At 67.9% G+C, this 25,459-nt stretch carries 25 protein-coding genes and 1 pseudogene; 19 read left to right on the top strand and 7 right to left on the bottom strand.

Annotated features, from left to right (window positions below; translation table 11 throughout):
- Window positions 1-85 precede the first annotated feature (85 nt).
- From EJ903_RS22940 to EJ903_RS22850, 18 genes are all read left to right on the top strand, one after another.
- Window positions 86-508, top strand: coding sequence for a replication initiator protein A (locus tag EJ903_RS22940; RefSeq protein WP_425455516.1), 423 nt, complete (start codon window positions 86-88; stop codon window positions 506-508).
- 93 nt (window positions 509-601) lie between these two features.
- Window positions 602-1,111 (top strand): DUF2840 domain-containing protein, encoded by a 510-nt coding sequence (locus EJ903_RS22935; RefSeq protein ID WP_126619842.1) that lies wholly within the window; start codon window positions 602-604, stop codon window positions 1,109-1,111.
- On the top strand, window positions 1,108-1,650 hold the full coding sequence (locus EJ903_RS22930; protein WP_126619839.1) for a S26 family signal peptidase: 543 nt from the start codon (window positions 1,108-1,110) through the stop codon (window positions 1,648-1,650). The genes EJ903_RS22935 and EJ903_RS22930 overlap by 4 nt, the downstream gene beginning before the upstream one ends.
- Window positions 1,651-1,718: 68 nt before the next feature.
- On the top strand, window positions 1,719-2,054 hold the full coding sequence (locus EJ903_RS22925; RefSeq protein ID WP_119830180.1) for a DUF736 domain-containing protein: 336 nt from the start codon (window positions 1,719-1,721) through the stop codon (window positions 2,052-2,054).
- Window positions 2,055-2,058: 4 nt separating this feature from the next.
- Entirely contained in the window at window positions 2,059-2,967 is a 909-nt protein-coding gene (locus tag EJ903_RS22920) for a lytic transglycosylase domain-containing protein (RefSeq protein ID WP_126619837.1), read from the top strand.
- Between the two features lie 150 nt (window positions 2,968-3,117).
- A complete protein-coding gene (locus EJ903_RS22915) occupies window positions 3,118-4,875 on the top strand; it encodes a relaxase/mobilization nuclease domain-containing protein (RefSeq protein WP_126619835.1) in 1,758 nt (585 codons plus the stop codon).
- Window positions 4,876-5,145: 270 nt separating this feature from the next.
- Window positions 5,146-7,143, top strand: coding sequence for a conjugal transfer protein TraG (locus tag EJ903_RS22905; protein WP_126619831.1), 1,998 nt, complete (start codon window positions 5,146-5,148; stop codon window positions 7,141-7,143).
- Window positions 7,144-7,157: 14 nt separating this feature from the next.
- Window positions 7,158-7,604: a ribbon-helix-helix domain-containing protein gene (locus EJ903_RS22900; protein WP_126619829.1), complete on the top strand. Its 447-nt coding sequence runs from the start codon at window positions 7,158-7,160 to the stop codon at window positions 7,602-7,604.
- A gap of 193 nt (window positions 7,605-7,797) precedes the next feature.
- Window positions 7,798-8,778 carry a P-type conjugative transfer ATPase TrbB gene (gene trbB, locus EJ903_RS22895; RefSeq protein WP_126619827.1) on the top strand — a complete coding sequence of 327 codons (981 nt, stop codon included), beginning with the start codon at window positions 7,798-7,800 and terminating at the stop codon, window positions 8,776-8,778.
- Window positions 8,775-9,110, top strand: a complete 336-nt coding sequence (locus EJ903_RS22890; protein WP_119830185.1) for a TrbC/VirB2 family type IV secretion system protein — start codon at window positions 8,775-8,777, stop codon at window positions 9,108-9,110. The genes trbB and EJ903_RS22890 overlap by 4 nt, the downstream gene beginning before the upstream one ends.
- On the top strand, window positions 9,107-9,376 hold the full coding sequence (locus EJ903_RS22885; protein WP_119830186.1) for a VirB3 family type IV secretion system protein: 270 nt from the start codon (window positions 9,107-9,109) through the stop codon (window positions 9,374-9,376). Before EJ903_RS22890 ends, EJ903_RS22885 begins: the two co-directional genes overlap by 4 nt.
- 3 nt (window positions 9,377-9,379) lie before the next feature.
- Window positions 9,380-11,800, top strand: a complete 2,421-nt coding sequence (gene trbE / locus EJ903_RS22880; RefSeq protein ID WP_126619825.1) for a conjugal transfer protein TrbE — start codon at window positions 9,380-9,382, stop codon at window positions 11,798-11,800.
- Window positions 11,797-12,522: a P-type conjugative transfer protein TrbJ gene (gene trbJ, locus EJ903_RS22875; RefSeq protein ID WP_126619823.1), complete on the top strand. Its 726-nt coding sequence runs from the start codon at window positions 11,797-11,799 to the stop codon at window positions 12,520-12,522. The genes trbE and trbJ overlap by 4 nt, the downstream gene beginning before the upstream one ends.
- 6 nt (window positions 12,523-12,528) lie before the next feature.
- Complete coding sequence (trbL, locus tag EJ903_RS22870; protein ID WP_126619821.1) at window positions 12,529-13,887, top strand: P-type conjugative transfer protein TrbL; 1,359 nt, start codon at window positions 12,529-12,531, stop codon at window positions 13,885-13,887.
- Entirely contained in the window at window positions 13,887-14,576 is a 690-nt protein-coding gene (gene trbF / locus EJ903_RS22865; protein WP_126619819.1) for a conjugal transfer protein TrbF, read from the top strand. The genes trbL and trbF overlap by 1 nt, the downstream gene beginning before the upstream one ends.
- Complete coding sequence (gene trbG, locus EJ903_RS22860; protein WP_126619817.1) at window positions 14,573-15,565, top strand: P-type conjugative transfer protein TrbG; 993 nt, start codon at window positions 14,573-14,575, stop codon at window positions 15,563-15,565. Before trbF ends, trbG begins: the two co-directional genes overlap by 4 nt.
- Window positions 15,562-16,749, top strand: coding sequence for a TraB/TrbI/VirB10 family type IV secretion system protein (locus EJ903_RS22855; RefSeq protein WP_126619815.1), 1,188 nt, complete (start codon window positions 15,562-15,564; stop codon window positions 16,747-16,749). The genes trbG and EJ903_RS22855 overlap by 4 nt, the downstream gene beginning before the upstream one ends.
- Window positions 16,750-16,752: 3 nt before the next feature.
- On the top strand, window positions 16,753-17,004 hold the full coding sequence (locus tag EJ903_RS22850; RefSeq protein WP_126619813.1) for a DUF2274 domain-containing protein: 252 nt from the start codon (window positions 16,753-16,755) through the stop codon (window positions 17,002-17,004).
- Between the two features lie 19 nt (window positions 17,005-17,023).
- Here the strand turns inward: EJ903_RS22850 and EJ903_RS22845 are convergent, their stop codons facing one another.
- Window positions 17,024-18,079, bottom strand: coding sequence for a LysR family transcriptional regulator (locus EJ903_RS22845; protein WP_126619811.1), 1,056 nt, complete (start codon window positions 18,077-18,079; stop codon window positions 17,024-17,026).
- A gap of 394 nt (window positions 18,080-18,473) precedes the next feature.
- Here EJ903_RS22845 and EJ903_RS22840 point away from each other — a divergent pair.
- A pseudogene (locus tag EJ903_RS22840) lies at window positions 18,474-18,668 on the top strand (IS256 family transposase); the annotation flags it as partial.
- A 182-nt stretch (window positions 18,669-18,850) separates the two neighbouring features.
- Here the strand turns inward: EJ903_RS22840 and EJ903_RS22835 are convergent.
- From EJ903_RS22835 to EJ903_RS22810, 6 genes are all read right to left on the bottom strand, one after another.
- Window positions 18,851-19,693 (bottom strand): HTD2 family dehydratase, encoded by an 843-nt coding sequence (locus EJ903_RS22835; protein ID WP_126619807.1) that lies wholly within the window; start codon window positions 19,691-19,693, stop codon window positions 18,851-18,853.
- A gap of 62 nt (window positions 19,694-19,755) precedes the next feature.
- A complete protein-coding gene (locus EJ903_RS22830) occupies window positions 19,756-20,712 on the bottom strand; it encodes a D-2-hydroxyacid dehydrogenase (protein ID WP_126619805.1) in 957 nt (318 codons plus the stop codon).
- A gap of 31 nt (window positions 20,713-20,743) precedes the next feature.
- A complete protein-coding gene (locus tag EJ903_RS22825; RefSeq protein WP_126619803.1) occupies window positions 20,744-22,024 on the bottom strand; it encodes a glycerate kinase type-2 family protein in 1,281 nt (426 codons plus the stop codon).
- Between the two features lie 55 nt (window positions 22,025-22,079).
- On the bottom strand, window positions 22,080-23,618 hold the full coding sequence (citF, locus tag EJ903_RS22820) for a citrate lyase subunit alpha (protein ID WP_126619801.1): 1,539 nt from the start codon (window positions 23,616-23,618) through the stop codon (window positions 22,080-22,082).
- 44 nt (window positions 23,619-23,662) lie between these two features.
- Window positions 23,663-24,580 carry an HpcH/HpaI aldolase/citrate lyase family protein gene (locus EJ903_RS22815; RefSeq protein ID WP_126619799.1) on the bottom strand — a complete coding sequence of 306 codons (918 nt, stop codon included), beginning with the start codon at window positions 24,578-24,580 and terminating at the stop codon, window positions 23,663-23,665.
- A 48-nt stretch (window positions 24,581-24,628) separates the two neighbouring features.
- Window positions 24,629-25,444 carry an N-acyl homoserine lactonase family protein gene (locus tag EJ903_RS22810; RefSeq protein ID WP_126619797.1) on the bottom strand — a complete coding sequence of 272 codons (816 nt, stop codon included), beginning with the start codon at window positions 25,442-25,444 and terminating at the stop codon, window positions 24,629-24,631.
- Between the last annotated feature and the right edge of the window lie 15 nt (window positions 25,445-25,459).

The following is a 25,459-nucleotide window of genomic DNA, read 5'->3' as shown; positions in this document are numbered from 1 at the left end:
GGATAACCGGTTCTTTGCGTCGGGCCATTCAGGGTCTCCTTCTGCTTCAGGATAACCCCGCCGAGCACGAAATTCCGGATAGTCCCTGGAAATCGTCCTGCCCGACTGGTTCTATCGCGGCGTCATCGACCGCTCCCTGATCCTGAGCATCGATCCGGCCTATTTCCGCCTCACCGGCGGCATCGAACGCTGGCTCTACCGCGTCGCCCGCAAGCACGCCGGCCACCAGGCGCAGGGCTGGCGGTTTGACATCGCTCACCTGCACCAGAAATCCGGCAGCCTCGCCCGTTTGGCGGACTTCGCCTGCGACATCCGCCGCATCGTCTTGCGGCAGGCTCTGCCCGGCTATCGGCTCGGTCTGAAGCGCGATGGCCAGCGTGACGTGCTGCGCATCCTACCGACCGATTTATCCACAGGATCGGTGGATAACCCGGTGGACAAGTTTCGTGACCCTGTGGACGGCATCGGGACTTCGGGCGTGCGAACACCAGTTAACCCTCTGGCCTGATATGGGAATTCGCCCTCGTAATATAGAATCTAATACAGAGTCTAATAAGAGTCTTTGTTGTGGTCCGGTCGAACGCACGCCCGGAGATACGGAATGACCGGCCAAACCCTCTCCCATCCGCAGGATGCGACCACGCCACCGGATCGTCTGACGCATGTCAACCTGATCTGGATCGAACAGCGGGTCGAACACTGGATCCGATTTGGCGACGAGGCCGAGGAACGGATCATCGACCGCCGCCGCCGCGTCCTGTCCTTCTCCCCGGACAGCGTCTTCGCCTTCGTCCACTGGGTCGCCAACGAGCATGGCTCCGTCCTGTCCCGCGTCACCATCCTGCGCGCCGTCACGCCCGGACAGCCCTATCAGACCGTGCCCTCGGTGCGGCCCGGCGGCGAAATCCTGCTCGCCATCGGCGGCTGGCCGAAGGTCGAGCGGGTGCTGCAAGCGATCGACGCCATCGAAGCCATCGGCATCGATCCGACCGAGGTTTCCCTCGATCATTGGCGGCATCTCCACAACCGCCTGACCGCTGGTCAGGAGCCGCGCGCCTACAGCCGCCTCCAGCACCGGGCCTTCCTCCTGCGCCGGAGGGCCGCGCCATGACCCGTTTCGGTTATGCCGTCACCACGTGTCTTTCCGTCCTCGCCATCGGCGGCCTGTCTCCGCTGTCGGTGACGCCCCGGCTGCTGTGGAACGCCACGGCCAGCGCGCCGGTCGGTCTCTACGCCTTGAGACCGGATGTCACTCCGGCGCTCGGCGATCTGGTCGCCGTCCAACCGACCGAACCGCTGGCCGCTTTCCTCGACCAGGGCGGTTATCTGCCCCATGGCGTGCCGCTGCTGAAGCGGATGGCGGCGTTGCCGGGACAGACCGTCTGCCGCACCGGCGTCACCGTCACCATCGACGGAACCACCGCCGCCACGGCGCGGCACCACGACCGTCTCGGGCGCCCGCTGCCGACCTGGAGCGGCTGCCTGACGCTGCGGCCCGGCGACGTTTTCCTGCTCAACCGTCATCCCGACAGCCTCGATGGCCGCTATTTCGGGCCTGTCCCGGCGGCCACGCTGCTCGGTCGCGCGCAACCGCTGCTCACCGACCAAGCTGGAGACGGCGCCTTCCACGGACAGGCGGCGGCGCACTGAACGCCGCCCCTGTGGCGTCCGCCCATCCCCATCCCCCCGTCATCACTGTCGCATCAGGAGCACGCGTCATGTCCCAGATCGGTCACTTCACCCGCAGCCCATCCGGCTTCGACGGTCGTTTGCGCACGCTCACCCTCGACGTCTCCTTGGTCCTGGTTCCGGCGACGGCGTCGGACGCCGAGAACGCGCCCGACTACCGCGTCCATCTCGACACGGAAGACGGGCCGGAGGTCGGCGCTGGCTGGAAGCGCAGCAGCGAAAAGGCCGGACACTTCGTCTCGCTGCTGCTCGACGACCCCGCCTTCAGCCAGCCGATGCGCGCCAATCTGTTCCAGTCGCCCAACGACAAAACGCTCTGGACGCTGCACTGGAACCGTCCGTCCAAACGCGACGACCGGGGGTGACGTCATGCCATCGCCATCCCATCTCCTCACCGCCAAGCGGGCCGCCGTCAACCGTGCCGTGACGTGGTCGCGCACCGCCCGGCGCTCCCTCCCCTTTCTCCTTTCCGGCCTGACCTGCCTGCTCGGCCAGCCCGCCTTCGGCCAGGCGGGCGACGCCGCGCAAACGGCGTCCATGGCGCCGCTGGACCGCCATCCGCCGGACGATCCGGTGGCCGCCGCCATCGCCGAGGCGTCGCGGCGGTTCGGTCTTCCCACCACCTGGATACGCGCCGTGATGCGGGCGGAAAGCGGCGGCGATCCGCGCGCCGTCTCGCCCACCGGGGCCATGGGCCTGATGCAGATCATGCCCGCCACTTGGGAGGAACTGCGCGTCCGCCATGCCCTGGGCGACGACCCGTTCGATTCGCGCGACAACATCCTGGGCGGGACCGGCTATCTGCGCGACCTGCAGGACCGCTACGGATCACCGGGCTTCCTCGCCGCCTACAACGCCGGTCCCGGACGCTACGAGGAGCGTCGCAGCGGACGTCCCTTGGCGGACGAGACGCGCGCCTATCTGGCGACGCTTGCCCCTCTGCTTGACGGCGCCGGGCAGCCGGTCCCGATGGAAACAGAAGGCGCGACGCATCCCCCGACCTGGACCGCCGCGCCGCTGTTCGTCGTGCTGGCGGACCGCAGACCGACCGTCAATCCGGCGCGGTTTGGCCAACCGTCCAACGGCCTGCCAGCGGTCTCCGCCGCGCGCGATCCGTCCGCCATCCCGCCGCAACCGGAGGGGCTGTTCGTCGTTCTGTCCCGTGCCGATCTGTCCGCAAGCCGTCCCCGCGCCCTGGCGAACCCTGGCGCGCCACCGGATGGGACGGACGGTCAGGCGGGAGGATCGGACGACCACGACCACCGGACGGCAAGATAAAAGCCGGTCGCCGCGATCATCGCAAGCCCTTGACAGGACTTGCAATTTCGCGAGCCGGTCGGTTGGAGCGGGGCCGCTTCCGCCAAATTTCCCCATGATGTCAACGGCCCAACCGGCTCCCGGCGAGCAAACCGAAGCGAAAGCCCCCCGATGAACAAAGACGACGGTGGCGTCAATGTCCGCCCAGGACGCATCCGCTCCACCCGCTCGCCGCAAGCCAAGAGCTTTCTCAATCAGGTGCTGCACGCCGCCAAAACGGCGGGGCATGTCTCCGGCCAGACGGGCGGCGGCAAAGGCTCCGCTGGGCGTTCGGGCTTCGGGCGCGGACGGATCCGCTTCAGCCGATCCCGCCTGTTCACCCCAACCCGGCGCGTCGTCGTCAAGGCGCGCGTCGTTCGCCACCAGGGCAAAGCCTTCCGCTCGGCCCCGCTCACCGCGCATCTGTCCTATCTCAAGCGCGAGGGCGTCACCCGGGACGGCGAAAAGGGCGTGATGTTCGACGCCGGGTCGGAGCGCGCCGAGGACGCCGCCTTCGCCGAGCGCTGCCAGGACGACCGCCACCATTTCCGCTTCACCGTCTCGCCCGAAGACGCCGGCGAGATGGTCGACCTCAAGGCCTTCACCCGCGATCTGGCGCGGCAGATGGAGGCCGATCTGGGAACCACACTGGATTGGGTCGCCGTCGACCACTGGAACACCGACAACCCGCATGTCCACCTGCTGGTGCGCGGCGTCGATGATGCCGGGGCCGATCTGGTCATCGCCCGCGACTACATCAGCCACGGCCTGCGCTCGCGCGCCGAGGATCTGGTGTCGATTGAACTCGGCCCACGCCCCGAACACGCCATCCGCCACGCCCTGGAACGGGAGGTCGGCGCCGAACGCTGGACCCGCCTCGACGCCGAGATCCGCTTCGCCGCCGACGAGTTGGGCGGCATCGACCTGCGGCCCGACGCCTCCGGCGAATCCGATTCCGACATCCGCCGCCTGATGGTCGGTCGGCTTCAGCGCCTGGAACGGATGGGGCTGGCCACGCAAAGCCGCCCCGGCGAATGGGTGGTGGCGCTGGAGGCCGAGCAAAAGCTCCGCGACCTCGGCCTGCGCGGCGACATCATCAAGACCATGCACCGCGCCTTCACCGAACGGGGCCAGGACCGTGGCGTCGCCGATTACGCCATCGACTGGATCGGCGGCGACACGCCGATCATCAGTCGGCTGGTGGACCGGAGGCTGCACGACGAACTGACCGGCGAAGCCTACGCCGTGATCGACGGCATCGACGGTCGCGCCCATCATGTCCGCTTCCCCAGCGTCGCGGCCTTCGCGCACGCCCCGCCGCCGGGCGGCATTGTGGAGGTGCGCCGCTTCAGCGACCCGGAAGAGGAACGCCCCACCCTGGTCCTGGCCCACCGCTCCGATTTCGATCTGGACCGCCAGATCGCCGCGCCCGGCGCCACCTGGCTCGACCACCGTCTGTTCGAGCGCACGGCGACGCCGCTGGCCATGGGCGGTTTCGGCGCCGAGACGCGCGCGGCGCTGGATGCCCGCGCCGAGCATCTGATCGCCGAGGGATTGGCCCGGCGCCAGAAGGACCGGATCGTCTTCCAGCCCAACCTGCTGGCCACCCTGCGGCGACGAGACCTGGACGCGGCGGGCGCCGAACTGGCCGCCAAGACCGGACTCCCCCACCAGAGCGCCGACGCTGGCGCCCCTGTTTCAGGCGTCTACCGCCAACGCCTGACGCTGTCGTCCGGGCGCTTCGCGATGATCGACACTGGACTGGGCTTCCAACTCGTCCCCTGGTCGCGCGAGATCGAAACCAAGCTCGGCCAGCGCGTCTCCGGCGTCGCCAAAGCCGGTGGCGGCATCGAATGGAGCATCGGGCGGAAACGCGACCTGGGACTTTGAGGCTCAGAAAATGGCGATGCGGCAGCGATCAAGAACCGGCGCCAGTTCGGGACAGGCGGACAGCTTGCGCCGTGACCCGGCGGCGAGCTTGAACAGAGCGCGGTCATAGACCGCGATGTTGTACCGCCGAACATCGCGTTGCGCAGCCCGTCCCCGTCCTTCTCCTGTATCTGCGCCCTCCTGCATCCGGTTCCACGACACGCGACCGTCACGGCTTGAAATCACGGTTTCCTTCGGTCGATGTCATGGTCTGTCGTGATGGAGGCGATCATGTCCGCCACCAAGATCCTTTGGGGTCAGATCATCGCCGTCCTGCTGATCGTGCTGGCCGCCACCTGGGGCGCCAGCGAATGGACGGCGTGGCGGCTCGGCTTTCAGGCTGAACTCGGCTCTCCCTGGTTCACCCTGCTCGGCTGGCCGGTCTATCACCCGCCGATCTTCTATTGGTGGTGGTACGCCTACGACGCCTACGCGCCCGATGTCTTCACCGAGGGGGGCTGCATCGCCGCGTCGGGCGGCATCCTGGCGGTCATCGTCGCGATCACCATGTCGGTCTGGCGGGCGCGGGAAATCAAAAAGGCCGAAACCTACGGCTCCGCCCGCTGGGCCGACCGGAAGGAGGTGAAAGCCGCCGGTCTTCTCGGTCGGGACGGTTTGGTGCTGGGAAGGCTGGAGCGCGCTTATCTGCGCCATGACGGGCCGGAGCATGTGCTGTGCTTCGCGCCCACACGCTCCGGCAAAGGCGTCGGCTTGGTGGTGCCCTCGCTGCTGACCTGGCCCGGATCCGCCATCGTCCATGACATCAAGGGCGAGAATTGGCAGATCACCGCCGGTTTCCGCGCCCGCCACGGTCGGGTGCTGCTGTTCGATCCGACCAACCCGCGCTCCGCCGCCTACAACCCATTGCTGGAGGTGCGGCGCGGCGCTGGGGAAGTCCGCGACGTGCAGAACGTCGCCGACGTCCTGGTCGATCCCGAGGGATCGCTCGACAAGCGGAACCACTGGGAGAAGACCAGCCATTCCCTGCTGGTCGGCGCCATCCTGCATGTCCTTTACGCCGAGGCGGACAAGACTCTGGCCGGTGTCGCCGCCTTCCTGTCCGACCCCAAACGCCCCATCGAGAAAACCCTGCGGGCGATGATGACCACCCGCCATCTCGGCGAAGTCGGGCCGCACCCGGTGGTCGCCTCGACGGCGCGGGAATTGCTCAACAAATCGGACAACGAACGCTCCGGCGTGCTGTCCACCGCCATGTCGTTCCTCGGCCTCTACCGTGACCCGGTGGTGGCCGACGTCACCCGGCAGTGCGACTGGCGGATCGCCGATCTGGTCGCTGACCGCGCCCCGGCCACCCTCTATCTGGTGGTGCCGCCGTCCGACATCAGCCGCACCAAGCCGCTGATCCGTCTGGTGCTCAACCAGATTGGCCGCCGTCTGACCGAGGATCTGCACGCCAAGGACCATCGCCACCGCCTGCTGATGATGCTGGACGAGTTCCCCGCCCTGGGCCGTCTCGATTTCTTCGAAAGCGCCCTGGCCTTCATGGCGGGCTACGGGATCAAGGCGTTCCTAATCGCCCAGTCGCTCAACCAGATCGAGCGGGTCTATGGCCCGAACAACGCGATCCTCGACAACTGCCACGTCCGGGTCAGCTTCGCCACCAACGACGAGCGCACCGCCAAGCGGGTCTCCGACGCGCTGGGCGCCGCCACCGAGATGAAGGCGATGAAGAATTACGCCGGCAGCCGCCTGTCGCCCTGGCTGGGCCATCTGATGGTGTCGCGCTCCGAAACCGCGCGGCCCTTGCTCACCCCCGGCGAGGTCATGCAATTGCCCCCCACCGACGAGATCGTCATGGTGGCCGGCGCTCCGCCGGTGCGGGCAAAGAAAGCCCGCTATTACGAAGACCGACGATTCGCCGAGCGCGTTCTGCCTCCGCCCGATCCCCGATCTTGCGGAGTCTCGTCACGGGGCGATGGCTGGTCGCCCCTGCCGCCGCGCAACCCCGATCCAGGCTTGTTGGCCGAAATCGAGAAAGTCGAGGAAGACGGCGCCAACGGCGGCCTGCGCCGCGAGCCAGACCTTCCCGAGCATGTCGACATCGCCGCGAAACCGCGTGACACAAAGCCCGTGAACGAGTTCGCCCTGGTCCAGGACGACGCCCCGGAAGACGCCGCCCGACAGCGCCAAGCCCTGCGCCGACGCCTGCAAGGGGTGGTTCGCCAAGCCGCCCTCGATCCCGCCGATGATCTTGGCCCAACGATCTAGGAGTGTGAGGCCCCATGCGCAGCCGATTGAACGTCTCTTTTCCCCCGGCCACGCTGCGCGAGATCGGCGAACTGGCCGACCGCCGCAAGCTCTCCCGCTCGGCCATCGTCGAGGCCGCCGTCGCCTCTTTCCTCTCCCCCGATGGCGCCGACCGGCGGGAGGCGGCCTTCACCCGCCGCCTCGACCGGCTGTCGCGTCAAGCCCAGCGGCTGGAACGCGATCTCGGCATCACCGCCGAAACCCTGGCGCTGTTCGTCCGCTTCTGGCTGACCGTCACCCCACCCTTGCCCGAGGACGCCCAGGCCAGCGCCCAGATCAAAGGCCGGGCGCGTTTCGAGAATTTCATCGAGACCTTGGGGCGGCGGCTCCAGAAGGGCCAAAGTTTCCTGCGGGAGATTCCCGAGGATGTTGACGGGTGGGGGTCGGAACTGAATGAGCAAGGGGGCGAGGGTGAAGCTTAACGTTCGTTCCTGGCTTCACCGTTGCCCACCCTCGCACGTCCTCAACCGTCAGCAATTCCGCCAATCCCCTGTCTTTGCGCGCCAAAGCCCTACTACGCCCAAGCCCTTGTTGCGCCTGACTGAATCCTGGTTCTTCTAATCATCCTCGTCACCGATCCCACCCTCACGGGATCGGCCCAGACCGGGGATGATCATGACCCCTGCCGCCACCCAGTCCGAAGCCTTCGCCCGCAGCACCCGCATGCTGCGCACCGCGCTGGGATCAGCCATCACGGCCTTCCTCGAAGACCCGGCGGTCGTCGAGGTGATGCTCAACCCCGACGGCAAGCTGTGGGTGGATCGGTTGACGGACGGGCTGGCCGACACCGGGGCCACCCTGCCCCCGACCGACGGCGAGCGCATCGTCCGGCTGGTGGCGCATCATGTCGGCGCCGAGGTTCACCCCGGCGCCCCCCGCGTCTCCGCCGAACTGCCGGAAAGTGGGGAGCGCTTCGAGGGACTGCTGCCGCCGGTGGTCGCGGCCCCCTGCTTCGCCATCCGCAAACCGGCGGTGGCGGTGTTCACCCTGGACGACTATGTCGCCACCGGCGTCATGGTCGCCGGGCAGGCCGAAACCCTGCGCCGGGCGGTCGCCGCCCGCAAGAACATCCTGGTGGCGGGCGGCACATCGACCGGCAAGACCACCCTGACCAACGCGCTCCTGGCCGAAATCGCCAAGACCGCCGACCGGGTGGTGCTGATCGAGGACACCCGCGAGCTGCAATGCCGGTCGCCCAATCTGGTGGCGCTCAGGACCAAGGACGGCGTCGTTTCGTTGTCCGATCTGGTCCGTTCCGCCCTTCGTCTGCGCCCCGACCGCATTCCCATCGGCGAGGTGCGCGGGGCCGAGGCGCTCGACCTGTTGAAGGCCTGGGGCACCGGTCATCCCGGCGGCGTCGGCACCATCCACGCCGGGTCCGCCCTCGGCGCGTTGCGTCGTCTTGAGCAGCTCATTCAAGAGGCGGTAGTCGTCGTGCCCCGCGCCCTGATCGCCGACACCATCGACCTCATCGCCGTTCTGTCCGGTCGGGGACGGAACCGCCGCCTGGTCGAACTGGCCGAGGTCGCCGGTCTCGATCCCCTCACCGGCGACTACCGCGTCCTGTCCCTCACCGCCACCGGAGACGTCTCATGAGCCGATTCGCCCTGCGCGTCCGCCGCCATCTGGCGACCGCCGCCGCCGTCTCTTTTGTTGCCCTGGCCTGGACTCCCGCCGCCCACGCCTCGGGATCGTCGATGCCGTGGGAGACGCCGCTGCAACAGATCCTCGAATCCGTCCAGGGGCCGGTCGCCAAGATCATCTCGGTCATCATCATCACCGTCACCGGCCTGACGCTCGCCTTTGGCGATACGTCGGGCGGCTTTCGGCGGTTGATCCAAATCGTCTTCGGCCTGTCCATCGCCTTTGCCGCCTCCAGCTTCTTCCTGTCCTTCTTCTCCTTCAGCGGCGGGGCGCTGGTCCGATGACCGGCGCCGATCCCGTTCCCGGCTTCCACGTTCCGGTCCACCGGGCGCTGACCGAACCGATCCTGCTGGGCGGCGCGCCGCGCGCCGTGGCCATCGCCAACGGAACCCTGGCCGCCGCCATCGCGCTGGGGCTGCGGCTGTGGATCCCTGGCCTGATCCTCTGGGTCGTCGGGCACGCCGCCGCCGTCTGGGCGGCCAAACACGACCCGCAATTCGTCGAGGTGGCCCGCCGCCACCTCCGTCACCCGGCCCATCTCGGGGTGTAGGCGATGCTGAACCTCAGCGAATACCGCCATCGCCCGGCCAGCCTTGCCGATGTCCTGCCCTGGGCGGCGCTGGTGGCGCCGGGCGTGGTGCTCAACAAGGACGGCAGCTTTCAGCGCACCGCGCGCTTTCGCGGGCCGGACCTCGACAGCGCCACCCCGTCCGAACTGGTCGGCGTCACCGCCCGCCTCAACAACGCCCTGCGCCGCCTTGGCTCCGGTTGGGCCTTGTTCGTCGAGGCCGACCGGCGGACGGCGACGGACTACCCGGACAGCCGCTTCCCCGATCCCGCCTCGGCCCTGGTCGATCTGGAGCGGCGGGACGGTTTCGAGCAGGACGGGCTGCATTTCGAGAGCCGCTGTTTCCTCACCATCCTGTGGTTGCCGCCAAGCGACGAGGCCGGACGGGCTGAAGGCTGGCTCTTTGAGGGCAAAGCGGCGCGCGGCGTCGATCCGTGGGACTGGCTGCGCGGCTTCATCGACCGCACCGACCGGATGCTGCGCCTGATCGACGGCTTCGTCCCGGAGGTGGCCTGGCTCGACGACGGCGAAACCCTGACCCACCTGCATTCGACCATCTCCACCAAAACGCAGCGCGTCCGGGTGCCGGAGATCCCGATGCATCTCGACGCGCTGCTGGCCGACCAGCCCTTGACCGGCGGGCTGGAACCCAGGCTCGGCGCCGCCCATCTGCGCACCCTGACGGTGACGGGTTTTCCCACAGCCACCCATCCGGGGATTCTCGACGACCTCAACCGGCTCGCCTTCCCCTACCGCTGGTCCACCCGCGCCATCCTGCTCGACAAGACCGAGGCGGCAGCGCTGTTGACCCGCATCCGCCGCCAATGGTTCGCCAAACGGAAATCCATCGCCGCCATCCTGAAGGAGGTGATGACCAACGAGGCCGCCGCCCTGGTCGATTCCGACGCCGCCAACAAGGCCGCCGACGCCGACGCGGCCTTGCAGGAGTTGGGCGCCGACGATGTCGGGCAGACCTACGTCACCGCCACCGTGACGGTCTGGGACGAGGATTCCGGTCTCGCCGCCGAAAAGCTGCGGCTGGTCGAGAAGGTCATCCAGGGCCGCGACTTCACGTGCATGCCCGAATCCCTGAACGCGGTGGAGGCCTGGTTGGGATCGCTGCCCGGCCATGTCTACGCCAACGTCCGCCAGTCGCCGGTCAGCACCCTGAACCTCGCCCACATGATCCCGCTGTCGGCGGTGTGGGCCGGGCCGGAACGGGATGAGCATGCCCAAGCCCCGCCGCTGTTCTTCGCCAAGACAGAAGGTTCGACGCCGTTCCGCTTCGTCCTGCATGTCGGCGATGTCGGCCACACGCTGGTGGTCGGCCCGACCGGGGCCGGAAAGTCGGTGCTGCTGGCCTTGATGGCGTTGCAGTTCCGGCGCTACCCCGGATCGCAGGTCTTCGCCTTCGATTTCGGCGGGTCGATCCGCGCCGCCGCGCTTGGAATGGGCGGCGACTGGCATGATTTGGGCGGAGACGGCGGCGTCGCCCTCCAGCCGCTCGCCCGCATCGACGATCCGGCCGAACGGGCGTGGGCCGCCGCGTGGGTGGCCGGGATTCTCAGCCGGGAAGGGGTGACGGTGGACGCCGCCGTCAAGGAGCGTCTGTGGTCGGCGCTGGGATCCCTGGCCTCCTCCCCAGAGCAAGAGCGCACCCTCACCGGCCTCGCCGTGCTGCTGCAATCCACCACCCTGAAACAGGCCCTTCAGCCCTATTGCGTCGGCGGCCCCTTCGGGCGGCTGCTCGACGCCGAAAGCGAACGGCTGGGCGACGCCGACGTTCTGGCGTTCGAGACCGAAGGGCTGATCGGCGGCGGCGCGGCCCCCGCCGTGCTGACCCATCTGTTCCACCGCGTCGAGGGGCGGCTCGACGGTCGCCCCACCCTGCTGATCATCGACGAGGGCTGGCTGGTCCTCGATGATCCCGCCTTCGCCCAGCAGCTCCGCGAATGGCTGAAGACGCTGCGCAAGAAGAACGCCAGCGTCGTCTTCGCCACCCAGTCGCTCTCCGACATCGCCGACAACCCCATCGCCCCGGCCATCGTCGAAAGCTGCCCGACCCGCGTCTTCCTGCCCAACGACCGCGCCATCGAACCGCAAATCACCGCCATCTACCGCCGCTTCGGCCTCAACGACCGCCAGATCGCCATCATCGCCCGCGCGACGCCGAAGCGCGACTATTACGGACAATCGCGCCAGGGCAACCGGCTGTTCGAGCTGGGTCTGGGGCCGGTGGCCCTCGCCTTCTGCGCCGCCTCCGGCAAGGCCGACCACGCCGCCATCGAGCGGGTGATCGCCGAGCATGGGCGCGGCGGTTTCGTCGCCGCCTGGCTGCGCGAGCGCCGCCTTGGCTGGGCCGCCGATCTCATCCCCGACCTGACCAATCTGGAGGCCGCGCCATGACCAAGCGCCGTTCCCTTCCGTGCGTCCTGCTGCTGACCGCCGGACTGACGCTGTCGTCCGCCCAGGCCCTGACGGTCTTCGACCCGAGCAACTACGCCCAGAACGTCATCCAGGCCGCCCGCGCCCTGGAGCAGATCAACAACCAGATCACCTCCCTGACCAACGAGGCCCAGATGCTGGCCAATCAGGCCAGGAATCTGGAACGCCTGCCGACCTCGACGCTGTCCGGCCTGCTGACTTCGGTCCAGCGCACCCAGCGCATGATCGCCCAGGCCCAGACCATCGCCTACGACGTCGAGCGGATCGAAACGGCGTTCTCCGGCCCCTACGGCCCCGCCGCTCCGTCCTCTTCCGACGCCGCCCTGATCGCCGACGCCCAAACCCGCTGGAAGACCTCCGTCGGCGCTTTCGAGGATTCCCTGAAGACCCAGGCCGTCGTGGTCGGCAACATCGACGACGCCACCGACGCCATGACCGCGCAGGTCTCGGCCAGCCAGTCGGCCAGCGGCGCGCTCCAGGCCGCCCAGGCCGGAAACCAGCTCCTCGCCCTGCAATCCCAGCAGCTCTCCGACCTGACCGCCCTGCTGGCGGCCAAGGCGCGCGCCGACGCTCTGGAACAGGCGCGGACCGCCAGCGCCGAATCCCAAGGCCAGGTCCAGTACCGGCGTTTCTCCACCCGCAGCGGCTACGTCCCCCACGCCGTGACCATGTTCGGGGAGTGACCCGCGATGAACAACGTCGGCGTCATCGACCTCTTCCTCGCCACCTTCACCACCTACATCGACAGCGGCTTCGGTTTGCTGAAGGGGGAGATGGCCTCTCTGTCGTCGACGCTGATCGCTCTCGACATCACGCTGGCGGCGCTGTTCTGGGCCTGGGGCGCCGACGAGGACATCGTTCAGCGCCTCGTCAGGAAAACCCTCTCCATCGGCTTCTTCGCCTATCTCATCGGCAACTTCAACGGCCTCGCCAAGCTGCTGTTCAACAGCTTCGCCGGTCTCGGCCTGCTGGCGGGCGGCTCCTCGATCGGCGCCGCCGAGTTTCTTCGGCCCGGCCGCCTCGCCCAGGTCGGGCTGGACGCCGCCCAGCCGCTGCTGGACGCGGCCAGCACCATGATGGGCGTCACCGCCTTTTTCGCCAACTTCGTCCAGCTCGCCGTCTTGATGGTGTCCTGGCTGATCGTTCTGGTCGCCTTCTTCCTCCTCGCCGTCCAGCTCTTCGTCACCCTGATCGAATTCAAGCTGACCACGCTGGCCGGCTTCGTGCTGATCCCCTTCGCCCTGTTCGGCAAGACGGCGTTCCTCGCCGAGAAAGTGCTGGGCAACATCGTCGCCTCGGGCGTCAAGGTGATGGTGCTGGCGGTGATCGTCGGCATCGGAACCGGCCTGTTCGGCCAATTCACCGCGGGTTATGGCTCCAGCCAGCCGACCATCGAACAGGCGCTCTCCGTGGTTCTGGCCGCCCTGGCCATGCTGGGTTTGGGGATCTTCGGCCCCGGCATCGCCACCGGCCTGGTCTCCGGCGCGCCGCAGCTTGGGGCCGGGGCGGCTGTCGGCACTGGCCTCGCCGTGGCCGGGGTCGCCGCCGGAGCCACCGCCGCCGTCGCGGGAGGGGGAGCCGCCCTGGCTGGCGTCGGCCGCGCCACCGCCGCCGCAGCGCAGGGAACCGCCCGCACAGTGGGCGCGGCCTCCAGCGCTTACGCTCTCGGGTCCGCCGGACAATCGGGCGTGGCCGGGGTGGCCTCCGGTCTGGCCGGGGTTGGCAAGGCCGCTGGACAGGCCGCCGCCGCTCCGATCAAACACGCGGTGAAGAGCGCCGCCGACAGCCTGAAAGAGCAGCATCAGGCGGGCGCCCGTTCCGCCGTCGCCACCACCGGCGGCGGTTCGACCATGGGCGCCGTCGCCGACGCTGACGGCGCCACAGCCACGTCCGCCCCCGACACGGCCACATCCCCGCCGGACTGGGCCAAACGCCTGCGGCGCAGCCAAACCATGAGTCATGGCGCTTCCGCCGTCGCGCACGCCATCCGCTCCGGAGACAGCGGTGGCGGTGGTCATTCCGTCGATCTCTCCGAAAGGGACCGCTGATGACGCCCTTCCATCGCGCCTCGGCGCGCTACGGTCGCACCCCCGAACCGGAAACCCCCTACCAGAAGGCCGCCCAGGCCTGGGACGAGCGCATCGGCTCGGCCCGGGTCCAGGCCCGGAACTGGCGGCTGATGGCCTTCGGCTGCCTGTCGCTTGCCGCCGGGTTGGCCGCTGGGCTGATCTGGCAGTCCGCGCGCGGCAGCGTGGTTCACTGGGTGGTCCAGGTCGACACGCTGGGGGAGGCTCAGGCGGTCGCTCCCGCCGAGGCCGATTACCACCCCACCGATCCGCAGATCGCCTGGCATCTGGCCCGTTTCATCGACGAGGTGCGCGGCATCCCGGCGGACCCCGTGATCGTCCGCCAGAACTGGCTGCGCGCCTATGATTTCACCAACGCCGCCGGCGCCGCCGCCTTGAACGATTACGCCCGCGCCGAGGATCCCTTCGCCAAGGTCGGCCGCCAGCAGATCGCCGTCGACGTCTCCAGCGTCATCCGCGCCTCCCCCACCAGCTTTCGCGTCGCCTGGACGCAGCGCCGCTATCAGGACGGGGCCTTGGCCGACACCACCCGCTGGTCGGCGATCCTGTCGGTGCTGATCCAACCCCCGCAAGACGCCGACCGGCTGCGCAAGAATCCGCTCGGCGTCTTTGTCACCGCCATCAACTGGTCGAAGGAGTTGGGACCATGATCCCCGTCCGCGCTGTCGGCTTGCCTGTCCTGCTGCTGCCCGGCCTGCTGCTCGCCGCGTGCGCCGGAACGGCGCCGCCGCCGGACATCCGTTACGACGACGCCACCCCAGCGGCGCCGATCCTGGATCCGCCGCCGCCCGTCACCCTGGTTCCAATCCCGGAACCCCTGCCCTTGCCAGGCCAACTGAAGCGGGTTCCCAGCGGCGCAGCCCCACCGGAACCCGGAACCCCAGCCCTCCGCGTCGAGCAGGCCAACGCCGCCGCCCGTGTTCAGCCGGTCCGCGACGGCTTCGTCAACGCGATCCAGGTCTATCCCTATTCCAGCGGCGCCCTCTACCAAGTCTACGCCGCCCCCGGGCGGATCACCGACATCGCCTTGCAGGAGGGAGAGCGGTTGGCGGGGGCCGGTCCGGTCGCCGCCGGCGACACCGTGCGCTGGATCATCGGCGACACCGAGAGCGGCGCCGGGGCCGCGACAAGACTCCACATCCTGGTCAAGCCGACACGGCCCGACATCCAGACCAACCTCCTCATCAACACCGACCGCCGCACCTACCATCTGGAGCTGCGCGCCACCGCCGCCACCTACATGGCCTCGGTGTCCTGGCAATATCCCGAGGATCAGCTCATCGCCCTGCGCCGCCCGAACAAGGAGGCGGACGCCCGACAACCGATCGCCACAGACGTCGACATCGCCTCGCTCAATTTCCGCTACGTGATCGACGGCGACGACGCGCCATGGAAGCCGCTGCGCGCCTTCGACGACGGAGCGAAGGTCTACATCGAGTTCCCCTCCGGCGTCGCCCAGGGCGAGATGCCGCCCCTGTTCGTGGTCGGTCCGGCTGGCGGCCCGGAGCTGGTGAATTACCGGGTGCGGGGCCACCACATGATCGTCGACCGCGTGTTCGCCGCCGCCGAACTGCGCATGGGCGACGAAAACAGCCAGCGCCGCGTCCGCATCCGCCGCATTGATGGAAGGCGGCCATGACCACGCCAACCGCCGATCCGGCTCCCCCCGCGCCGCAAGCGCCGACGGCGGAACCAAACCTGCGCCTGCGCGCCGAACATCCCCGCGTGACCCGGCTGTCGCGCCGTGCGCTGGTCGTGCTGGGCGGGATCTCCGCCCTGGCGGTCGCCGCCACGCTGGGGTACGGCCTGCAAAGCCGAAAGAACGCCGGACCATCGCCGGCCCTGCTGGGAGCGCAGGGCCGACCTGCGGCGGAGGGCTTGGCCGGGCTGCCGCAGGATTACGCCACCGTGCCGAAGCTGGGACCGGCCCTGCCCGGCGATCTCGGCAAGCCGATCCTGAACGCTCAGAACCAGGGCAAGCCGGTGAGCGTTCCAACGCAAGGCCCCTCCCCAATCGAGCAACGCCTGGCCCAAGAGACCGAGGCGGCCCGCGTCAGCCGCCTGTTCGCCCAGACCGGCCAGAGACGGGAAAACGCCGCCACCCCGCCGCGAGCCGTCGACACGGAAACCGTCAGGGCGAACGGCACGCCTCCCGTCGAGGCGGACATCCCCCAGACCCTGCAGGACCGCAAGCTGGCCTTCGTCACTGGCGGCGTCGACCGCCGCGCCGTCGCGCCCGACCGCCTCGCCGATCCGGCGTCACCCTATGCGCTCCAGGCCGGGGCCGTCATTCCAGCCGCCCTGATCACCGGCATCCGCTCCGACCTGCCCGGCCCGATCATCGCCCAGGTGACCGAAGCGGTCTATGACAGCCCAACCGGCCGACATCTTTTGATTCCCCAAGGCGCGCGGCTGATCGGCCAATACGACAACTCCGTGGACGTCGGCCAAAGCCGAATTCTGCTGGTGTGGACCCGCCTCATCCTGCCAAACGGCAAATCCATCATGCTGGAGCGCCAGCCCGGCGCCGACCCGCAGGGCTATGCCGGGCTGGAGGACGGTGTCGATCACCATTGGGGGGCGCTGCTCAAAGGCGCGTTGCTCTCCACCCTGCTGAGCGTTGGCGCCGAAGCCGGATCCTCCGGCCAGGACGACGCCATCGTCCGCGCCTTGCGCCAGGGGGCCTCCAACAGCGTCAGCCAGACCGGCCAGCAGATCGTACAGCGTCAGCTCAACATCCAGCCGACCCTGACCATCCGACCCGGCTTCCCCGTTCGCGTCATCGTCACCTGCGATCTCGTTTTGGAACCCTATGGAGGCTGACCCATGGACAGGCTGAAGCTGACCGTCATCCCCGACGACAAGCCGGTGAAACTGACCATCGCGATGCCAGCGGCGGTGTTCCGCGACCTCGCCGCTTACACCGAGGCGATCCGCCGGGAGGGCGGGCAAGCGGCGGGGCCGGAACCGGCGACGCTGATCGTCCCGATGATCCAGCGCTTCATGGCGACAGACCGGGCGTTCGCCAAGGCTCGCCGCAAAAAGGTTGGCCCGCTGGATTCTCCGGGTGGGTCGTAGAGCAGGGCTTGGCCCAACCTCACTCCATCGGAATATTGCGCAACAGGCAATCGACGCAGCGTTTCGACAGGATCCGGCCCAAATGCTCCTTCAGCACGGCAGCCCGATCATGGCTTGCGGCGCCCGCTTCGGGTTTACCATCCTCTTGCGGTTCGGAGCGATCCATCCGGGCCACGCAGTCTGCGCAAGGTTTCGCCAGCCCCCTGGCCAGACTGAGGAAACGCCGCAAGGCGGGATTGTCGTTCTCGGGCAGCCACACGGCATGAAAGAACAAGCTTTCACTGCGGATCGGTCGGTACACCACCCCACGAAACGGTTCGGTCGCCCGCGCCTCGCCCACCACCGTCACATCCGCGCCGTCCGCCACCACATGCATCACCGTGTCCCGGTAAACCGCCAACAGAGCGACGTTCGCCTGGACGCCAAGACCCATGAGCCGCTTCGTCACACACTGTTGAAGCTCCGGCCCGGGAGGCGTCGCGCTGAAGATCAGACGCCGCCCGTCGAGATCCCCCCATTCAACGCTCTCCCGATGGCAAAGAGGATTGTTCGCCGCCATGGCGACGAAGACCCGCTCGCTCCACAGGCGGACGCTGTCACACCCCTCGCCCTCAACAGCGTGAGCCAGAAAAGCGATGTCGAGCCGATTCTGGCGGATGGCGAGAATATGGTCGACCGTGCTCGCCTCGGCATAGACGGTTTCCACATCGGCATAAATCGCCCGATGGACGTTGATCATCATCGCCGGAAACGCGCTGGTCAGCGACGACAGAACCCCGATGCGCAGGATTCCCTCCCGCCCGGCGCCAGCAATCCCGGCTTCGTGCAACGCCTCATTGAGGTCGGTCATCAGCCGACTTGCCCGCTGGATGAATCTCTTTCCCGCGAAGGTAAGCTGCACACCATGGGAACGCCGATTGAACAGGGAGGCGCCGATCCTGTCCTCCAAATCACGGATGCAACGGCTCAGGGCCGAAACCTGGATTCCCAGGATCGCTGCCGCGCGGCGGAAGCTCCCTTGTTCCGCCGCCGCGATGGCGTACCGGAGATGGCGCAATTCGATCCCGCTGTCCATCGCCCCCTCTCGCCAGAACATTCACGCTGACGCTCCCTTTGGCAGCGCTGGGAGAGCGCAGATTGAAGCATACCTCGACTATCGACAGAGTTTCCTGATGAGATGCGACCATTAGGGAGACTTACCAATTGGCATAATAAAGTGATTTCGCCACAGCCATTGGGACATTTTTGATGAATCTGAGCAGGTGAGCGTTGGAGCTATGCGGGAATCTGGGTGATGACGACCTGAGAAGGGCCAGATCAGCAAACTGAAGACGATCAAGCGCACGAGGAACGGACGCGGTAGCTTCGATCTTCTGCGCCATCGTGTCCTCGAAGCCGCCTGAATGGCCCGGCTCGAGTTCATCCTCTGCACCGGGAATGCGGATGGACCAAGTTTATCCCGCCAGCGAAACGTATTCGCCAGCGTTCGGCACCGGACGCTGTCGAAGGAAACCGCCCAACTGATGGCTTTCAAGTTGGTCACCGCCGCAGCAAAAATCTGGCGCCGCCTCCAGGGTAAAAACCTATTGCTCAAGGTGATCCAAGGCACTACGTTCCGCGATGTTATCAAGGTCACCAACACCGCGTCACAGAACGCCGCCTGACCAGCCCGTCACCCAATTTCCCGCATAGCTTGCCGCCCACTACAAGACGTGCTCGTCTTCGTGCTCGAATACCATCCGCACCGAGCGTTCGCGGACTTCAGGGGCGTACTTGGGTGATGCCTGCTCCGTGGTGATGACCCCATTCTCTCAAGAAATGGGACCTCCATGAAACCCGGAACGGTTCACCCCCCGTCCAGTTCTGCGGACATGGCGACGAAGCCCTCATGATCCGTCACCCACATCCGGGCACCGGATGCGGTTGGGACCGCGCAGAGGGTCAAGGGGTGGATGTCGAACAGGGGCCGTTTGGCGCGAAAGCGAAAGCCGGTGATCCATGCCCCCGGATTGTGGCGCAGGTAAAGATCGACCAGCAGGGTGGCGCTGAGGGGGCCGTGGAACACCAAACCCGGATAGCCTTCGACCTCCCGGCAATAGCGGCGGTCGTAATGGATGCGGTGGCCGTTGAAGGTCAGCGCCGAATAGCGGAACAACAGCACCGGATCGGGCACAAGCGACCGTTTCCACACCGGTTCCTCGGTGGGCCGCTCCCCCACCGGAACAGGGTCGTCGGGCCTGGCCGCGTCCCGATACACGATGTCGTGGATTTCGGTGACGGCGGGGCCGGTGGCGGTGGCGATCTCGTGCCGCACCGACACAAACACCATCCGGCCCGAGCGGCCCTGTTTCGGCACGACATCGTCAATGACGGAGTGACGGCTGATGGCCTCGCCGCTGCGAATGGGCTGGTGGAAAGACAGGCTGCCACCCGCCCACATCCGTCGCGGCAGTTCGACCGGCGGCAGGAACCCGCCCTTGTGGGCGTGGCCATCCCCGGCCAGATCGCGCTGCGGCGCGCGCGGCAGGAAGTACAACCAATGGCCCAGCGGCGGCACCTCGCCCGCGCGCCAGGGCGGGGCGTCATGGTCCAGCGTTGCCGCCAACCCGGCCAGAGGGGCCAGAGTGGCGATGTCCTCGGCGCGCTCCGAACGGCCGATCCAATTCCGCAGATCCTCAAAACGCGCCATGCCGTCCCCCCTGTCGCGCGCCGCATCATCCCCCCGTTGGCAGCGGGCGGCGTGGTGTCTTGTCAGGAAATCGCGTTGACCACCCGTCCGGCCAGATAGCCGACGAGGTTGTCCTCGGCGATCGCCATCATGCGCCGCCGGGCTTCGGTGGTCGACCACGCCATATGGGGCGTGACGATGCAGTTGCGCGCGGTCAGCAGCGGGTTGTCCGGGCGCGGCGGCTCCTCGCACAGCACATCGAGCGCAGCCCCGGCGATGCGACCGGCGTTCAGTGCATCGGCCAAATCCTGTTCCACGATCAACGGCCCCCGCGAGGTGTTCAGCAGCAGGGCCGTGCGCTTCATCCTGGCGATGGCCATGCTGTTGATCATGCCCCGGTTGGAGTCGAACAGGGGGCAATGAAGGCTGATGACGTCGGATTCGGCGTACAGGCGATCAAGCTCCACACAGCGCAGCGTCTCGCTTTCCAAACTCCGGTCCGGGTGGGCGTCAAACGCCAGAACGGACATGCCAAGTGCCTGCCCAACCCGGGCAAAGGCCTGCCCGATCCGGCCGAAGCCGACGACGCCCAGCGTCTTGCCGCTCAGCTCGATGGACGGGGTCAGCCAATAGCACCAGTCGGGCGAACGCGCCCAACCACCGGCCCGCGCGTCGTCGCTGTGCCGCCCGACGTGATGGCACAGCTCCAGCAGCAGCGCCGTGGCGTATTGGGCCACCGACGCCGTGCCGTAGGTCGGGATGTTGCAAACGGTGACGCCATGGTCCCGAGCCGCCGCCACATCGACGATGTTGTAGCCGGTCGCCAGAACGCAGACGAAGCGCAGCGCCGGGCAGCGTTCGAACACCGACCGCGCCAGCGGTGTCTTGTTGGTGAAAACCACGGCGGCGTCGCCGATGCGTTCGACAATCTGGTCGGCAGCGGTGCGCTCATACACGATCAGATCGCCGTGCCGTTCGATACCGCTCCAACTCAGATCACCCGGATTCAGGGTCCAGCCGTCGAGCACCACGATGTTCATGAGCGTGTCCTTAGCAAGATGATCGCCGCCCTCAAGGACGGTCGATGAGGATGGCGCGAAAATCGTTCACGTTGGTCAGGGTCGGCCCGGTGACGAGGCTGTCGCCCAACGCCCCGAAATAGCCGTGCCCGTCGTTGTCGGCCAAACGGTCCTTTGGATTCAGCCCAAGCGCCCAGCCCCGCCGCAGGCTGTCGGGGCCGAGACTGGCTCCGGCGATCTCCTCGACGCCGTCCACCCCGTCGGTGTCCGCCGCCAGGGCGTGGATGCGGGGATGCCCGTCAACCGCGACGCCGAAAGCCAACAGGAACTCCACATTGCGGCCGCCCCGCCCCTGCCCGCGCACGGTCACGGTGGTTTCCCCGCCGGAGAGCAGAACGCACGGCGCGGCGAACGGCTGGTCCCGCTTGGCCACCTGCAGGGCGATTCCGGCCAAGGTGGTCCCGACATCCTTGGCCTCGCCCTCGATGGCGTCCCCCAGAATGTGGACGGGGTAGCCCGCCGCCCGCGCGACGGCGGCGGCGGCGTCCAGCGCCATGGCCGGGGTGGCGATCATGCGGGTTTCGCTGCGGGCAAGACGCGGATCGCCCGGCTTGACGCTTTCCCCCCGCCCGCTTACCAAAGCCGCCCGCACCCGTGGCGGGCCATCAATGGCGAAACGGTCAAGGATGGCCAGAGCGTCGGCGCAGGTGGTGGCGTCGGCCACCGTCGGCCCGGACGCGATGTCGCCCGGATGGTCGCCCGGCACATCGGAGATCAGCAGGGTGACGACCCGCGCGGGATGGCAGGCCGCCGCCAACCGCCCGCCCTTGACGGCGGACAGGTGACGTCGAACGCAATTGATCTCGGAGATCGTCGCCCCGGACCGCAGCAGCGCGCGGCTGACCGCCTGTTTGTCCTCCAACGTCACCCCGTCGAGCGGCAGAGCCAACAGGGCCGATCCGCCGCCGGACATCAGGCAGAGCACGGTGTCGTCCGCTGTCAAGCCGCGCACCGTCTCCATCACCCGGCGGGCGGCGTCCAGACCCGCCGCGTCCGGAACCGGATGGGCCGCCTCGACAATCTCGATGCGGTCGCACGGAACCGCGTAGCCATAGCGCGTCACCACCAGCCCCGACAGGGGACCGGGCCAATGGGATTCGACCGCGCGGGCCATCGCGGCGGACGCCTTGCCCGCGCCGATCACCACCAGCCGCCCCTTGGGCGGTTCCGGCAGATGCGGCGGCAGGCAATGGTTGGGCTGGGCGGCGTTCACCGCCGCGTCGAACAGACGCCGCAGCAGCGCGCGGGGGGAATCGGCGGGCGAACTGGTCATGATCGGCAGGATCCGTGATCGGTCAGTCGAAGGAAACGCGTTGATGCCGGAACCCTCAACCAGGGTTGGCGCGGATGACGTCGATCACCGTGCCATCCCGGTATTGGCCAACGGCGAGAATCCGGCCTTCCGCCGGGTTGACCGGCGGTGGCGGCGTCACGCCGTCGCAGCAGGACGCCTTGTGCTGAAGCTCTTCGATGGACACCACCGGCAACCCGGCGTCGCGCAGCCGCTCGCGCAGATCCTCCCGCAGGGGATTGACGGCGATGCCCGCCTCGGTCACGACGGCGTCGATGGTTTCACCGGGGGTGGTGACGAAGGACACCCGTTCGACGATCTTGGGATGGGTGTTGGTGGCCAGCGCGGTTGTCACCAAGGCCAGCTTGGCCCCCGCCGCCGTGTCGCTGTGGCCCCCGGAGCCGCCCAGGATGACGCCGTTGTTGCCAAGCGTGACGTTGACGTTGAAATCCAGATCGACTTCCGCCGCGCCCAGCATCATGGCGTCGAGCTGGTTGACGACCGCCCCGCAAGCGTGGGGGTTGCCATATTGCGACGCCGACATGGATTGGTGGGCCGGGTTGCGGCGGTAGGAATCGACCGCCTTCAGATCAAAGCATTGGACATCGAACAGGGTGCGGAACAGCCCGGCCTCCAGCATCTCCACCAGGGTTCCGGTGATGCCGCCCGCCGCAAAGCTTCCCACGATGCCCCGTTCGGACATGATGGTTTTCAGGGTGTCGGCGACGGCCAACGACACGCCGCCGGCCCCCATCTGAAAGGAAAACCCGTCTTTCAGCAGACCCGACGCGTCGATGACCGCCGCCGCCATCGCCGCGATCGCCTTGCCCTCCGGCTTGGTGGTGACGCGGGTGATGCCCGACACGATGCGCTGCGGGTCGCCGATGCTGTCGACGGGCACGACGAAATCAACGTCCTCCTGCGAGATGTCGATGGGACAGGCGGGGTACGGCACAAGATGGTCGGTGATGGCGACCACGCGGTCGGCGCAACGCGCGTCCACCATGGGATAGCCCAGGGTTCCGCACGCCGATTTGCCCTGCACGCCGTTGATGTTGCCATAGGGATCCGCCGTGGGGGCGGCGACGAAGGCGACGTCGATGCGGATATCCCCCGCCTCCACCGCCCGCGCCCGCCCGCCATGGGTCAGCAGAACCGCCGGGGTCGGTAGCGCCCCGGCGGCGATCGCGTCGGCGACGGGGCCACGGATGTAAGTGGCGCTGATTCCGCTGACAACCCCGTTGCGGATGTGGTCGGCCAAGGGGGCATGGACCGGAAACAGCGAGGTGGCGGCGACCGTGATGTCGCGGAACCCCATCGCCGCGATCTCCGCCATCACCGCGCGCAGCACGTCGTCGCCGTTGCGCAGATGATGGTGAAACGACACCGTGGCCCCGTCCTTCAGACCGCAGGCTTCAATGGCGGCCCGGATGGAGGGCAACAGCTTGCCCTGTCCGGGGCGAACGGGATGCCGGGTCACGGACCGCCGGGTGGCCGGTCCCAAACGGGCAAAGGCCCCGGCGAAGGGTTCGACCGGCCCATAGCCCTCGATGAAAGCCGGAACGGAGCGGATCATGGGTGGTTTCCTTCGGCTGTGTCTGTGCCGGGCATGGGATGGCGTCAGGCCACGGTTCCGTCCGCCGCGTCGCCATCGACGAAGGCAGCGCTCAGGATGCGTTCAGCCAGTTTCAGATGGGGACCGTCGAGCATCCGACCATCCAGGGTGAGGACACCCTGTTGCGGGTTGCCCGCGAACAGATCCCGCACCGCGCGCGCCCAGGCGATGCGGTCCGGCGATGGGGTGAACAGCGCGGCCACCGGCGCGATCTGGTCGGGATGGATGCATTGCTTGCCGGAAAAGCCGTCGCTGACCGCCGCTGCGGCTTCGGTCCGCAGGGCGTCGGGCGCGCGGGTGTCGGGGAATGGCGTGTCAATCGCCGGAACCCCGGCGGCGGCGGCGGCGGTGAGCAGGGCGGCGCGCGCTGCTGCAATCGGCGCGGTCCATCGCCCATCGGGGTGCCTCGGCGCGATGCCGAAATCGGCGGAAAGATCCTCCGCCCCGAACAACAAGGCGCGCAGACGGGGCGTCACCCCCCGGTAATGGAGGTTTTGCAGGGCCAGAGCGGATTCGGTGGCCAGCGCCAGCACGCCGATGCCGCCGACCGCCCGACCCGCCGCCGTTTCCAGCGCTTCCAAATGATGGTCGAGCCGCCGCAGATCGTCCGGCCCGTTGCATTTGGGCAGCAGGATTGCGTCCGGCCCGGCGGCGACCACCGCCGCCAGATCGGCGAGATGCCAGGGCGTGCCATAGGGGTTGACGCGCACGATCACACCCGGCGAAGGCCCCGCCGACCGTTCCCCCAACCCTTCCCGATGGGCGTTGATCGCCGCCACCGCCACCAGACGCGCCGTCTCCTTGGCGGCCACCGCCACGCTGTCTTCCAGATCAAGGATCACGGCGTCCGCCGCCGAGGCCAGCGCCTTTTGGATCTTCCGCTCCGAATCCGCCGGAGCGAACAGCGGGTTTCGCAATCTCATCACAGCCTCTCCCCATTGCCGCACCGCCATACCCGCCATTCCATCCGATCAATCCAACCGGATCGTCAGCCCGTCCGCATCCTCGGCAACCCGTGGATGGCGCGCCATCACCAACGGATCATGACCGGGAATGACCAGGGCGGGATCGGACGACAACCGGCGCAGGCGGTCATAACCGTCCAGCAGGGCCGGAAGATTGGTGACGAGCGGAAACACCTCGTTCCGTTCCAGATGGCGGTAATAATGGCAGGCGTCGGACGCCAGAACCAGCCAGCCCCGGCGCGTGTTGACCCGGACGAATTGCAAACCGGCGGTGTGGCCCGCCGCCAGATGCACGGACAGCCCTGGTGCCAGAACATCATCCCCGTCGTGGAAGGCGACGCGCCCCTTGAAGACGTTGCGCACCAGTTCCACCACATCCTCGGGTTCGTAGGCCGCGCACAGGCAACGATGCCGCATCATCCGCCCGGTGGCGAAGGCCATCTCCTTGTCCTGGATGTGGAAGGTGGCGTTTGGAAACAGCGCGTAGTTTCCAACATGGTCGTAGTGGAGATGCGTCACGATGACGTCCGTCACCCGGGCCGGATCCACCCCGAGCCGCGCCAACCCCTCCCCCGGGCAGCGCAGAAAGGCCCGCCGCCGACGTTCCCCAACCGCACGGGTGAAGCCCATGTCGATGACGATGGCCGTGCTGCCGGACCGGACCACCCAGACGAAGTAATCCATATCCACAGCCGGGTCGTGCGGATCGCTGCCCAGAAAAATGTCGGTCGAAGGCCGACCTTTCAGTTCGGCGTATTTGACCGCGTACACCTCGTATTCCGGAAGGCCGGTCGGTGCGGCGGCGTCGGCAGCAGCGGTCATGGCGCGTGATCCTCA

The sequence above is a fragment of the Azospirillum griseum genome (assembly GCF_003966125.1).
In the GTDB taxonomy this organism is placed as follows: domain Bacteria; phylum Pseudomonadota; class Alphaproteobacteria; order Azospirillales; family Azospirillaceae; genus Azospirillum; species Azospirillum griseum.
Note: the sequence above shows the minus strand (reverse complement) of the source record. Positions and strands in the feature narration are given on the sequence as shown.